12 protein-coding genes and 1 pseudogene are annotated in these 12635 nt (G+C 37.4%); all 13 read right to left on the bottom strand.

The features are described from left to right. Positions 1 to 4: 4 nt before the first annotated feature. Positions 5 to 1024, bottom strand: coding sequence for a hypothetical protein (locus D7D54_RS01555; protein WP_120718668.1), 1020 nt, complete (start codon positions 1022 to 1024; stop codon positions 5 to 7). A gap of 11 nt (positions 1025 to 1035) precedes the next feature. Beyond that, on the bottom strand, positions 1036 to 2139 hold the full coding sequence (locus D7D54_RS01550) for a glycosyltransferase (protein WP_120718667.1): 1104 nt from the start codon (positions 2137 to 2139) through the stop codon (positions 1036 to 1038). A 7-nt stretch (positions 2140 to 2146) separates the two neighbouring features. Then, the gene (locus tag D7D54_RS01545; protein WP_120718666.1) at positions 2147 to 3112 is read right to left on the bottom strand and encodes a glycosyltransferase; all 966 of its coding nucleotides are present in this window, start codon (positions 3110 to 3112) and stop codon (positions 2147 to 2149) included. Next, positions 3112 to 4323, bottom strand: a complete 1212-nt coding sequence (locus tag D7D54_RS01540) for a CDP-glycerol glycerophosphotransferase family protein (RefSeq protein ID WP_120718665.1) — start codon at positions 4321 to 4323, stop codon at positions 3112 to 3114. Before D7D54_RS01540 ends, D7D54_RS01545 begins: the two co-directional genes overlap by 1 nt. A gap of 83 nt (positions 4324 to 4406) precedes the next feature. Next, positions 4407 to 4787 (bottom strand): annotated as a pseudogene (locus D7D54_RS01535) (LicD family protein); the annotation flags it as partial. A gap of 144 nt (positions 4788 to 4931) precedes the next feature. After that, complete coding sequence (locus tag D7D54_RS01530) at positions 4932 to 6242, bottom strand: LCP family protein (RefSeq protein ID WP_120718664.1); 1311 nt, start codon at positions 6240 to 6242, stop codon at positions 4932 to 4934. Beyond that, entirely contained in the window at positions 6239 to 7087 is an 849-nt protein-coding gene (gene pheA, locus D7D54_RS01525; protein WP_020901502.1) for a prephenate dehydratase, read from the bottom strand. The genes D7D54_RS01530 and pheA overlap by 4 nt, the downstream gene beginning before the upstream one ends. Then, a complete protein-coding gene (locus D7D54_RS01520; protein ID WP_020901503.1) occupies positions 7084 to 7560 on the bottom strand; it encodes a shikimate kinase in 477 nt (158 codons plus the stop codon). Before D7D54_RS01520 ends, pheA begins: the two co-directional genes overlap by 4 nt. Further along, the gene (gene aroA, locus D7D54_RS01515; protein WP_120718663.1) at positions 7553 to 8836 is read right to left on the bottom strand and encodes a 3-phosphoshikimate 1-carboxyvinyltransferase; all 1284 of its coding nucleotides are present in this window, start codon (positions 8834 to 8836) and stop codon (positions 7553 to 7555) included. The genes D7D54_RS01520 and aroA overlap by 8 nt, the downstream gene beginning before the upstream one ends. Positions 8837 to 8927: 91 nt before the next feature. Next, on the bottom strand, positions 8928 to 9266 hold the full coding sequence (locus D7D54_RS01510; protein WP_120718662.1) for a YlbF/YmcA family competence regulator: 339 nt from the start codon (positions 9264 to 9266) through the stop codon (positions 8928 to 8930). Positions 9267 to 9276: 10 nt separating this feature from the next. Continuing rightward, on the bottom strand, positions 9277 to 10380 hold the full coding sequence (locus D7D54_RS01505) for a prephenate dehydrogenase (protein ID WP_120718661.1): 1104 nt from the start codon (positions 10378 to 10380) through the stop codon (positions 9277 to 9279). A 9-nt stretch (positions 10381 to 10389) separates the two neighbouring features. Next, entirely contained in the window at positions 10390 to 11556 is a 1167-nt protein-coding gene (gene aroC, locus D7D54_RS01500) for a chorismate synthase (protein WP_120718660.1), read from the bottom strand. A 9-nt stretch (positions 11557 to 11565) separates the two neighbouring features. Continuing rightward, positions 11566 to 12633 (bottom strand): 3-dehydroquinate synthase, encoded by a 1068-nt coding sequence (gene aroB, locus D7D54_RS01495; protein WP_120718659.1) that lies wholly within the window; start codon positions 12631 to 12633, stop codon positions 11566 to 11568. Between the last annotated feature and the right edge of the window lie 2 nt (positions 12634 to 12635).

Below are 12635 nucleotides of genomic sequence, written 5' to 3'. Positions count from 1 at the left end.
TAACCTAAAATACATCCCCATTAGAAATAATCTCATTCTTAAAATTATATAAGTATTCGAATAGTTCTGACTCTATAATCTCTACTTCTGGTAGATAATCAATATCTCTATTGTAAACTTGTAAATTATTCACAGATATATTTGGATTGAAATACTTAAACTTTGCTTTATGATGGATAGATTCTATGCCTATGAAATTTTCTATATCTTGTTTTGTTTTCTCGTAATTCAAAACTAAATCTTCAAATTTTAGTCTTAATACTGAAGTATTTGTTTTTTTCTCATTTTCTCTCATCATCTTGTAATAATTACAAAATTCCTTAACATCTGTTGGATAAGGTACCTCTTGATTCCTTGGCTTCCAAAAATACTTATTCAAAACAAATACATCTCTTGGATCTCTTGAAACAATTATTGGAAGTAATCCTTCAATTTTATAATTATCTATTAAATTAAGATTATGAGGTAGTATAAGTTGGTCTAGTACTATATTCTCTTCTGTATCGGATATTTGTTTTATAACATCAACAATAAACTTTCTACTTTTTTCATAAAAGTCATCCGAAGATACCAGACTCATTTCTAATTGTACTTGTTTTAATTTTGCAGTTTTTTTAAATATAACTCTCTTTATAACTCTTATAATCCAGTCTACTTTTGTAGGCTTTTGATGATAATACCAAATCCCATGATATTTACTAGTTATTATAGAATTTAAATAACTATCCACTATCTTTATGAAGTTTTGGGAAATTTTTTCTTTATAATTAGCAATCCCCCAACCACCATAAATATACAATTCTTTCATGAGTTTTCTAAAACTCTTTATAGCTTCATCACTCCTAATAGCATTGTTATTATATAGCAATTTATACTCTAAATCAAATAATCCATCAGGTGCATATAAAAATACATATTCAAAGTCTGAATTTTTCGTGTTTATTCCTTCATATTCTCTTAATAAATCTGTCACTGCTGAGGATCCACTTCCCATATAACTCATAGGAATTATTATTTTATTCATAATTTATTCACCTATAATTCATTAATTATTTTTTTGATACTAGCAATCTGTTTATCTAAGGAATATTTGTCAACATACTTCTTACATACTTCCGATTTAATGAATCTATCTTCCTTCTTTTTACTAAGCTCTTCTATAAGATAGTTAGAAATTTCTTCATTATCATCAGAAACAAATCCACATTTTTGATTATTATATAATTCATTCGTCCCTCCTACGGGAGTACTAATAAATCCCTTTCCTAACGCTAACGCTTCCACCAAAACTGTAGGGAATCCTTCTGCTTCTGATAATAAAACTACATAAGATGCTTTATTTATATATGGATAAGGATTTTCAACATAGCCTAACATAACTACATTATTTTCTAAATTATTATCAATTATGAATCTAGTAACATATTCCTCTAAATTACCTTTCCCTAATAAATATAATTTTTTATCAGGTATTTTCTCAACCACATTCTTGACAACTTCTAACAATCTCTTGATCCCTTTGGATTCCTCTATACGTCCTAAGTAAATGAGACTATCCTCTTCAAATTTAATATTTACATCTTCAAGAGATTTAGTGTGAATATTTTGAAAATCGTATCCATTATATACTAGTTCTATTTTTTTATCGTATTCAGGATAAATTTCTTTGATAGACTCTGATGTTTTTTCTGATATACTTATTATTTTGTTAACATATTTTAATTTTTTCCCTTGTCTAATTCTAGAAAATTTATGATTTTTTAGATTATAGATTGTTCCATGATTCCAAGATATTGTTTTAGCATCATTGTTTAGTAAATAAACCGGATATAAATAATTAAAGGCTATTTCATAATCATATTTTTTTCTTGTCACTGGATATCTAAATAATTTGGGAAAGAACAAGAAAAACTTCCACTTAATTTTATTAAAAATACTGGCATTTTCTAGGTTTTTGAATATAGGTTTTAATACATTGACTTTTCTATTGTTACCTTCTCCAATACCGTGATGATTTATCTCTAAAACATCAATATCATACTCATCACTTAACCCATTGGAAATGTTTTCCAAAATTTTTTCAGCACCACCACCCAAACTAAAAGACCACGTTATAAATAAAATTTTCTTTTTACTCATATTTCACCTATTTCAATAGTTTTTTCACTATACTTTTTTGATTATATTTTATTAAATACATCAGTAGTTTTCTCTTTAAAGGTTGACTATTTAAATATTTATTTTTTATCCAATTAGGATATTTTTTATTTACTTTTTCAAGGTAATCTTTTAATAAGGGAGACTTTTCATCAATTCTTAAAATATTAGCGTATCCACCATACAAAATATGGTACCAGTTATAGTATTCTAACTCTTCTTTATATTCCCCTGGATAATTTTCTGCATAATATTCTTCTACACTGTTTAACATTACTTCTATATCTCTTATTTTATTAATAGCTGTTCCGCCACGCATAATAGAACCTTCAGTTAAATAGTATTTATATATACTAAAATTAAAATATTTTGCTTTATTTACATTAGGCCAAAGTCTTGCCATGAACTCGAAATCTTCATATAAATAGCCACTTTTAAATGTTAATTTAGTTTTTCTTAAAAATTCTAAATCATATATATAATGCCATACAGCATTTGGTAGGGTAAAAAGTCTTCTTTCTTTATTCGGATTTAGTATAGTATGTCCTTCTATTCCCATACTTATATAGTCCAACTCACTATTCTCGTATCCTACCCTATAATCAAAAATATTTATTTCTTCTAATTTTTGATTAGCTATAAATTTTAGTGCACCTTCTTCTATCTCATCATCTATATCAACAAACCATAGATAATCTCCACTTGCCTCCTCTAAAGTTACTCTTCTAACATGGGCCAATCCCCCATTTTCTTGAGATAAAACTTTTAGATAGGATAATTTTTCACTATACCCCTTTAATATTGTTTCACTACTATCCTTTGATCCATCATTTACAATTAGCAGTTCTAATTCTATTTTATCTTTCACTGCCTCATACTCTTTTGCGATAGAATCTATGCAACGTGATATATATTTTTCACCGTTGTATACTGGTACACCTATAGTTAATTTCATTATTTTTTTCCTATTATTTCTTTTATAAACGAATATACTCTCTTAGAATTCTGATCATCATATATTCTAAAAAACTTATCAATTTTTCCTTTATATTTATCTTCTAAAATCCAATTATTTTTAAATTGATTTTTTATCTCTGTTATCAATTCATCTAGGGTATCTATAGAGTTTCCAAATCCATCTTTATAGTCATAATATCCTTCTTCGTACTGGCCTTCCCTAAATTTTTTATAATCAAATTGATAAAATAATACTGGTTTTCTCATATAACAAAAATCCATAAATACACTTGAGTAATCTGTAATTAAAAAAGCAGACTCTTTTAATAGTTCTTGTATATCATATTTTTTCCAATCAGCCAATATAATATTATCTGAAGAAGTTTGAAAATCTTGTAAATTTTTTTGCATGTTTCTATGCGGATAAAAAATTAAAGTTAGGTTATTTTTTTCTAAAAAGTTATTTAAGTCATCATTTACTAAAAACTCATTCCATTTTTTAAAGTATTCAGTTTCGGTAAAAATACTTCCTTCATTAAAATTATTTCTAGCTTTAGTATTTAAATTTAACCATTCTCTCCAAGTAGGCATAACAAGAATTTGGTTATTATTTACAATATTACGATGAAGATTATCAAATCTTGGAAATCCCAAATATTGTACATACCCTTTTGGATACCCGAATTTTTCTTCTATTACATTATACTCTCGCTCTGCCCCGCATATAAAGCCACGCATTTTTGTATTTTCATAATATAACCATTTGGCATCCGAAACTGTTATTCCGTGTTGCAAAAATACCTTATTTGTTTTTAACCCTAAATATACTTCCATAAGATTAAAAACAGCTGCATTTGGATTTCCTGCTTTCTGTGTACTTACATTTACTCCCGCGCTAAGATAATAAACCCAGTGTTTAAAAGACCAATACTGAATACATTCTCCTAATTTTGTAACTTTATTTGCATCCGGAGATTTTAGATCAATGACGTAAATCACATTCTCTTCTGGGTGTTTTTCTCTAATATACTTAAAAAGCCAATAACCATTATCCCTAGCTTCTTTTTCACTTTCACATATTAGAATTAAGTTTTTATTTCTGTTTCTATAAAATAGCGAAAGAAAATATGCTATTGGAAAAATAAAAAAAAGTGAGATAATATCTTTTATAGAAATTAATCTTAATTTTTCAAAAAAATTTCTACTCATCTTAGCACCTCCTCATATACATGCTTATAGTGTAATGAAGATTTCCAACTTATTCTATTTTTTATTAGGGGAAAAAGCTGATATTTGTAAAAATAATCCAAAGGTAACACATCTAAGGCCAAACCATGTGGCAAATCCAAATCCTGCTGATAAGGTTTGATACAGGTCGTTTCCTTATCACGAATGGTAATAAAAAGATTGCGGTCGACAAAATACTTGTTACTCTTCGACAAGAAATAACGCTCATCTGCATAACGAGGCCATAATTCTGCTAATTTCTCATAATCTTTACGGGGCATAAAAAAATCTAGATCATCATCCCAAGGAATAAAACCCTTGTTTCGAAGGGCACCAATAGCACCTCCACCACAAAGATAACAAAGCAAATCATGTTCTTTACAAAAGGCCACAAAATATTCAGCCATTTCCAGACTACGTGCCTGAATTGCTTTCAAATCACTCATGTCTCTCCTCTTCTGTTCAATAACGAGTTATATCGTTTTATTATACCATAAAAAAGCCTTAAAAATCCATCAGACACTAAGAAAATTCAAAGTTCAAACCACTATTTTACTGGTGATTCGAACTTTGATTTTTTCTGTCTTATCTTATCTCATCCTCATCTGAGAAAGTTTAGTTTGATATTTATTTTGGTCTACTAAGAGTGCTTGCCCTCCATAAACATCGTAATCATCTACCCAATCACCTAATTCTGGAACTGTTAATCTCTCAATGCCATTTTGCGCTCCGTCTAGGAAGGATAAGCCATTGGTCAATAAGAAACTATAGGGAACATTCGTAGAGGTCATCCCAAAGACCTTACCAAGTGCTTCTGATCCAGTAAAAAGTTTAGTTGGATCCTTGAGTTGTTGCAGAACAGCTGTCAACACTTGCTGTTGTCTCTTGGTACGACCGTAATCACCTTCATCATCATCACGGAAGCGAGCATAATTGAGCAAGGTTGAACCGTTCATCTGCTGTTTTCCAACTTTGATAGTCTGGCTTGGAGACTCTGTTTCTGTAGCATGCAAGTCATCTCCAACTGTAGCTTCGGTTAAAGGTTGACCTTCTAAGGTTGAGAATTTGGCATCAATCGTCACCCCATCAGGGAAGAGAGTGTCAATAGCGGTTGCGAAGGCCTGAAAATCAACCAAGGCATAGTACTTAATGTCCAAGTCAAAATTATCTTTCAATACTTGGCGAACCAGTTCTGCCCCTTTTTGGCCTTCTTGTTCCCCTAGTTCATAGGCTACATTTAACTTGTTATCTGTTTGTTTCTTCCCATTGATAATCTTACTATATCCATCAATATAAACTAAGTTATCACGCATGAAGCTGACCAGCTTAATTTTCTTATCTGAGCCACCAACGTTTAAGACCATAATAGAGTCCGTTCTTGTTTCAGCACTATTTTGGCCAATCCGTCCATCCGTCCCCATAATCAAAATATTAACCCCATCCTTGGTATCTTGACCATGAAAAACTTCTACTTGAGCCGCCTTAGCATTGGCAGGTTTATTTGGATCAGCATTTGAATAGCCTTTTAGAAACATAAAAATCATGCCAAAACCGACACAGGCTAGAAGAGCAAGCAATCCTGCAAAAATGCGCCCCCAACGAATCTTACGTTTCTTGGACTTAACCTTTGGAAAAGAATGACTTTTCTGGTATTTTTTTGCACGACTACGGTTACCATAGGATGGAAGAGGAGACTGATTGACTGGTTCCATGAAAGATTCTTCCAAATCGTAATTTTCATTATGAATTTCTGGAGATGCTTTACTACTGCTAGCCATATTTAACTTACCTTGCAGGTAAGCAAACTCTTTTTTCTCTCGCTCATTGAGGTAATGAATGTTCTTAAAGAGATAGTCATAACGCAACTGCTCGTGATGACTTAAGGGATTTTCTTTGCTCATTTTTTCTCCTTTCCATGGTCTGATATTGGATAAATTTGATAGGCGCCCAGAACTTTATACTGAATCCCAATAGCTTCTAATTCTTTTTGGGCAAAGTGGACCAAGTCCTTATCAGCATAGTCCACATCGATAATGAAAAAGTATTCGCCCAGTGCTGTCTTGAGTGGCCGACTTTCAATTTTTGTCAGATCAATTCCTCGCCAAGCAAAGGTCGAAAGAGCCTTATAGAGGGCACCTGGAAGGTTGTCAGGTAAGGTCAAGGCCAAACTCATTTTTTCACTTTGTGCTTTCAATGGCATACTAGGCTTTTCAGCTCCCAGAACCCAGAAACGTGTGAAATTAGCTTCCATTTCCTGAATGTCCTCGGCAATCAGTTCTAAGCCATATTCTTCAGCAGAACTTCTAGGCGCAATTGCTGCATAAGGCTGGTCTGGATGTTCAGAAATAAAACGAGCCGCATAAGCTGTACTAGCTGTTACCTCGATTTGGGCCTCTGGATATTGTTCATCGATGAATTTCTTTCCTTGAGCCAAAGCCTGTGGGTGTGAAAAAACCTTTTCAATATTAGTATGACCTGGAACCACCATCAACTGCTGATGAATAGGCTGAACGATTTCTGCTACTGCTTGGATACGAGCCTGATGAAAAAGGTAGTCCAAGGTTTCATGAACACTACCTTCGATAGAATTTTCAACTGGCACCACAGAATAGTCCACCAAGCCTTGCTCATAGGCCTTGATAACATCTGTAATATTGGCAAAGGCTTGCAATTCCTCCTGAGGAAAAGCTGTCTGCACAACGTGGTGTGAAAATGATCCCTTGGGACCTAGATAAGCAATTTTCATCTCAGTTCCTCTATAATTTCCTCTGGGCTTAGCTCGGTCACATCCAAAATCCGACTAGCCACTTCCTCATACAAAGCCTGTCTTTCTTGGAAAATAGCTGCTAATTCTTCCTTGCTATTATTTAGAAAAAGCGGACGCTGATTGTCCTTATCAGCTGCTATGCGTTGGTAGAGGGTTTCAAAATCAGCTTTCAGATAGATGTTATCAGAATTGGTCTTGAGTAAATCACGATTTCGCTGAGAAATAACCACTCCCCCACCAGTTGACACAACTTGATCTCTTTGTAGTAACTCAGCTAATACTTCTGACTCTACCTGTCGAAAGGCTCCTTCTCCCTTTTCAGCGAAAAATTCCGCAATGGACATACCTAAGCGTTTCTCAATCAGGGCATCCATATCAAGGTAATTAGGGTCCAAACCTCTTGCAATAGTCGATTTGCCAGCCCCCATAAATCCTAGTAATACCTTAGCCATGAATCAAGCTCTCCAAATCATCAAAGAAGCTAGGATAGCTGGTATTGATGGCTTCAGCACGGTCAAGCTCCACTTCTCCATCTGCAACCAAGAGAGCTGCGATAGCTGTCATCATACCGATACGGTGGTCTCCAAAAGTATTGACTCTAGAACCGTGAAGGGCTGATTTTCCTTTGATAATCATTCCATCTGCTGTAGGGGTGATATCCGCACCCATGCTATTTAAAGCTTCTGCCACAACCTGAATGCGGTCTGTTTCCTTAACCTTGAGTTCCTCAGCATCCTTTATAACTGTGACACCTTGGGCTTGGGTCGCAAGTAGAGCGATAACTGGCAATTCATCAATCAAGCGTGGAATCAAAGCGCCACCAATCTCTGTTCCTTTCAAATCAGAAGACTCAACAGTCAAAGTAGCAGATTTAGCGACTGGATCAATTTCAGTTATTTCTAGTTTTCCACCCATGGCACGAATGACATCAAAAATACCGGTACGCGTTTCGTTGATGCCCACATTCTTAAGCACCACACGAGAGTTTGGAACAATCAAACCTGCGACTAGCCAAAAGGCTGCACTGGAAATATCTCCTGGTACGACCACCTTTTGTCCAGTCAGTTTTTGAGGCCCTTGGACTGTGATTTTCTTGCCGTCCACACTTAAATGACCACCAAATTGTTGCAACATATCTTCAGTATGATTACGGGTGCACTCTTTTTCGATAATGACGGACTCCCCCTGAGCCTGCAAGGCTGCAAACATCAAGGCTGACTTAACCTGGGCAGAGGCAATCGGTAACTCGTAATGAATAGGTGCTAGGTTTTTCGTCCCTTTTAAATGAAGGGGAGGCAGATCTCGCTCAGCTTGCCCTGAAATGCTGACACCCATTTTTTTCAGTGGAATCGTCACACGGTCCATAGGACGTTTGGAAAGACTGTCATCTCCAAACATTTCTACTTCAAAATCTGTACCCGCAAGTACACCTGAAATCAGGCGAATCGAGGTTCCAGAATTTCCCATATCAAGGGCATTTTGTGGCGCTTTTAAGCCATTCATACCTACACCTTGAATGGTAATAATCCCATCTTTATCCTCAATCTCAACACCAAGGTCACGAAAGACCTGCATGGTCGAAAGGACGTCTTCACCCCTCAGAATATCATAAACCTTGGTCTCACCCTCAGCCAAACTTCCAAAGATAATAGAACGGTGACTGATAGACTTGTCACCTGGGACGCGGATACTGCCATGTAAGTGGCTAATGTTTGTTTTTAGTTTCATACTGGACCTCATACTTGCAATACTTTTACCTATTTTATCATAAAAAGCCAGAAATTCCTTAAAAATTCCTGACTTTATGATAGTTATTTTCTTATTTTAGCAATTCTGAAACTGGTTCGAAAACAATTTTTTCAATGTCAGAAAGGTAAATGGCCAATTGTTGTTGCTTGGTAAAGAATTCTGATAAGAGGATATTCCCCTGAATCTGCTTGCCAAAGCCTTCCATCTTAGCTTGGAAGGAAGCATCTGGCATTTGACCTGTCTGCGCTAGTCTTTGAATTTCCTCTTGGAAAGCAACATATTCTGTAAAGATTTTGCTTGCCTCAGCATCTGCTGCAATCGCATCTTTGACTGCTTTGACAGCCTTGTATTCTGGTAATTCGCGTAGACCGCGACTGAGTTCGTTTGCACTATCGTAAATATTTGACATGATTTTCTCCTTATTTGATGACGACTGTGTAGTCGGTATTTTCTGTTATGAGATGCTCAGCTCTCTCTAAGTCTTGAGCATTTTTAAATGAAATTTGTAAAATCCCGTGAATATCCTCACGGTTTTCCTCATTGATGTGAATATTAACCAAGGAAGTTCCACGTAGCAATTCCAAAATCCGTAGGATGACGTTTTCTTCATCGGGAACGTCAACATAGAGGTCATAAGAGCTATCCACACCACCACGCTTATGAATTTCCATAGCCTGACGTTGCTCACGCGCTTGATTGAAAAAGTTCCAGATTTGCTCTTCATCTCCCTTGTTGATAGCCTGACCAACCTCGTCTAAGCGCTCCTTGAAATCTTCAATTCGGTCCAGAATAGTCTCACGATTGGACAAGAGAATGGAAGTCCACATACCTGGCTCGCTTTCCGCAATTCGAGTCATATCTCGAAAACCACCGGCCGCAAAGCGCCTTGCCATCTCATGTTCTTGAGCATAGACCGCGGTCTGTTCCATGAGACTGGAAGCCAGAATATGAGGAAAATGGCTAATCTGAGAAGTGACTCGATCATGCTCCTTGGCATCAATTTCGATAAAGCGAGCGTGAAGCCCTGAAAGCAAATCCTTCATTTCCTCAAGTGCGTCAGGACTTGTCAGACTCGAAGGTGTGAAGATATAATAGGCATTTTCAAAAAGATTGACATCCGCAGAGGCAGCCCCTGTCTTGTGACTACCAGCCATAGGATGGGCCCCGACAAAACGAACAGGTTTGCCAGTCAAATACTGCTCCGCTGCATCCACAATGGCTGACTTGGTCGAACCAGCATCTGAAATAATCACGCCTTCTTTCAAGTCCAAGTTGGCCAATTCCATAATGAAAGTAATGGTTTGTTTGATTGGCAAGCTGAGAATGATGATATCTGCCAAAGGAGCAAAACTGGCAAAATCATCTGTTGCACGGTCAATCATGCCTTCTTTCAAGGCGATATCTCTCGAGGCTTGACTACGATTATAACCTAAAATTTCATAATCCGGATGATCGCGTTTGATACCGAGGGCCATTGAGGCACCAATCAAACCAAGACCTGCGATATAGATTGTTTTTGCCATAGGAACTCCTTAATAGTTCTTTGTATAGTCTCGGTGTTGGGCTACTGCTTCTTTTAGTTCCTCGAGATTATCTGATGAGAATTTTTCAAGGATTTCTTGTGCCAGAACCGTTGCCACAACGGCTTCCATAACTACACCAGCTGCTGGAAGAGCAGTAGGATCACTTCTTTCGACCGTTGCCTTGTAGGGTTCATGGGTTTCGATATCCACACTCATAAGTGGTTTGTAGAGAGTAGGAATGGGCTTCATCACGCCTCGAACAACGATGGGTTGCCCATTGGTCATACCACCTTCAAAGCCGCCCAGATTGTTGGTACGGCGAGTATAGCCGTCTTCTTTAGACCAGAGAATTTCGTCCATGACTTGACTGCCTTTACGATAACCAGCCTCAAATCCAAGACCAAATTCTACCCCTTTAAAGGCATTGATAGAGACAACAGCTTGGGCAAGTCTGGCATCTAATTTTCTGTCCCATTGGACATAGGAACCAAGACCAACTGGAACACCTCCAACGACTGTCTCCACAACCCCACCGATGGTGTCACCGTCACGTTTGATTTGGTCAATATAATCCTTGATTTCTTGTTCTCTTTCTTGGTTGACAATAGAAACTTCAGACTGGGCAGCTCGTTCCTTAATCTCAGCAACTGTGAGATTCTCAGGAACATCGATTTCCTTGCCACCAAAGACCACAACATGGTTGGCAATCTCCATATCCAGTTCAGCCAAGAGGCGTTTAGCTACTGCTCCTACTGCCACCCGCATAGTTGTTTCACGGGCAGATGAGCGCTCCAAAGAATTTCGCAAATCATCAAAACGATACTTGATGCCCCCGACCAAGTCGGCGTGACCTGGACGAGGATGAGTGATTTTTCGTTTGCTTTTAAGGCGGTCTTCAATGTCCTCTGCAGACATGATATCCAGCCATTTTTGATGGTCTTTATTGATGACATCCATGGTAATGGGAGCCCCTGTCGTCTTCCCGTGGCGAACGCCAGAAGTAAAGACAACCTGATCACTCTCAATCTTCATACGACCGCCACGACCGTAGCCACCCTGACGGCGTTTAAGATCCCCATTGATATCTTCGGCTTTCAAAGGAAGGCCAGCTGGAATTCCTTCAATGATAGCCGTCAGACGGGGACCGTGTGATTCTCCTGCAGTTAAATATCTCATACACTCTCCTTATTTTACCAAGTAGTCTTTCATCTCTTCCAGAGAAACTGGGTGAATGGTCGCTGAACCAAGCTCTGGCACCAAGACCAATTTCAAGGTATTGCCACGCGCTTTTTTATCATGAGTCAAAGCTTGATAAAGCTTATCAACATCCCAGTTTTCATAGTCGATAGGTAGTCCAAATTTCTGACACATATCTGTAATGGACTGGGTAATGCCAGCTGGCATGAGACCTTTTTCTTCAGCAACCTTGGAAATCTGTACCATTCCCATGGCCACAGCCTCGCCATGCATGACTTTTCCATAACCGGCCGTTGCTTCAATGGCATGACCAATAGTGTGGCCAAAATTGAGGTAAAGGCGAACACCATTGTCCAACTCATCCTCAACCACCATCTTGCGCTTAACCTGGCAAGAATGTTCAATCAAGGTCTCTGCATATTCCAGTATGCTCTCTACAGAACCATCTAGCTCCGTCAAAATTTTCCACAGTTCTGGATCCTCAATCAAGCCATACTTGATAACTTCACCCATCCCTTCAATCAACTCTCTCTTTCCAAGCGTTTCAAGAACAAGTGGATCAATCAGAACCCCATCTGGTTGGGCAAAGGTCCCTACCATATTTTTAGCAAATTGAGTATTAACACCTGTCTTTCCGCCGATAGATGAATCCACCTGGGCAGTCAAACTGGTCGGAATCTGCACAAAGTGAATTCCCCGCATATAGGTAGAGGCTACAAAACCAGCCAAGTCCCCAACGACACCACCACCGAGAGCCACGATTCCATCGCTACGAGTCAACCCCTGCTTAACTAAAAATTCATAGACTTTCTGGACAGTGGTTAAATTCTTTCTTTCTTCGCCTTCCAAAAAGTCAAAAACAGCTACCTGAAAACCAGCATCTTCTAGGCTGAGCTTGACCTTCTCTGCATAAAGAGAAGCTACATGGTTATCGGTCACGATAACCACTTTTTGAGGTTTCCAGAGTTCTCGCAACCATTGACCAGCCTGAGCCAGACAACCTTTTTCAATCTGAATATCATAAGGATGATGAGGAATATCAATTCTGATTTTCATAG

Origin of the sequence: Streptococcus chosunensis, assembly GCF_003626515.1 — a bacterium.
Lineage (GTDB): Bacteria > Bacillota > Bacilli > Lactobacillales > Streptococcaceae > Streptococcus > Streptococcus chosunensis.
Note: the sequence above shows the minus strand (reverse complement) of the source record. Positions and strands in the feature narration are given on the sequence as shown.

Excerpts from the sequence above, each read along its gene's own strand:
- D7D54_RS01510 (WP_120718662.1), bottom strand. The coding sequence starts at position 9,266 with ATGTCAAATATTTACGATAGTGCAAACGAACTCAGTCGCGGTCTACGC.
- D7D54_RS01520 (WP_020901503.1), bottom strand. The coding sequence starts at position 7,560 with ATGGCTAAGGTATTACTAGGATTTATGGGGGCTGGCAAATCGACTATT.
- D7D54_RS01555 (WP_120718668.1), bottom strand. The coding sequence starts at position 1,024 with ATGAATAAAATAATAATTCCTATGAGTTATATGGGAAGTGGATCCTCA.
- D7D54_RS01550 (WP_120718667.1), bottom strand. The coding sequence starts at position 2,139 with ATGAGTAAAAAGAAAATTTTATTTATAACGTGGTCTTTTAGTTTGGGT.
- D7D54_RS01540 (WP_120718665.1), bottom strand. The coding sequence starts at position 4,323 with ATGAGTAGAAATTTTTTTGAAAAATTAAGATTAATTTCTATAAAAGAT.
- D7D54_RS01505 (WP_120718661.1), bottom strand. The coding sequence starts at position 10,380 with ATGGCAAAAACAATCTATATCGCAGGTCTTGGTTTGATTGGTGCCTCA.
- aroA (WP_120718663.1), bottom strand. The coding sequence starts at position 8,836 with ATGAAACTAAAAACAAACATTAGCCACTTACATGGCAGTATCCGCGTC.
- aroB (WP_120718659.1), bottom strand. The coding sequence starts at position 12,633 with ATGAAAATCAGAATTGATATTCCTCATCATCCTTATGATATTCAGATT.
- D7D54_RS01530 (WP_120718664.1), bottom strand. The coding sequence starts at position 6,242 with ATGAGCAAAGAAAATCCCTTAAGTCATCACGAGCAGTTGCGTTATGAC.
- D7D54_RS01545 (WP_120718666.1), bottom strand. The coding sequence starts at position 3,112 with ATGAAATTAACTATAGGTGTACCAGTATACAACGGTGAAAAATATATA.
- aroC (WP_120718660.1), bottom strand. The coding sequence starts at position 11,556 with ATGAGATATTTAACTGCAGGAGAATCACACGGTCCCCGTCTGACGGCT.
- pheA (WP_020901502.1), bottom strand. The coding sequence starts at position 7,087 with ATGAAAATTGCTTATCTAGGTCCCAAGGGATCATTTTCACACCACGTT.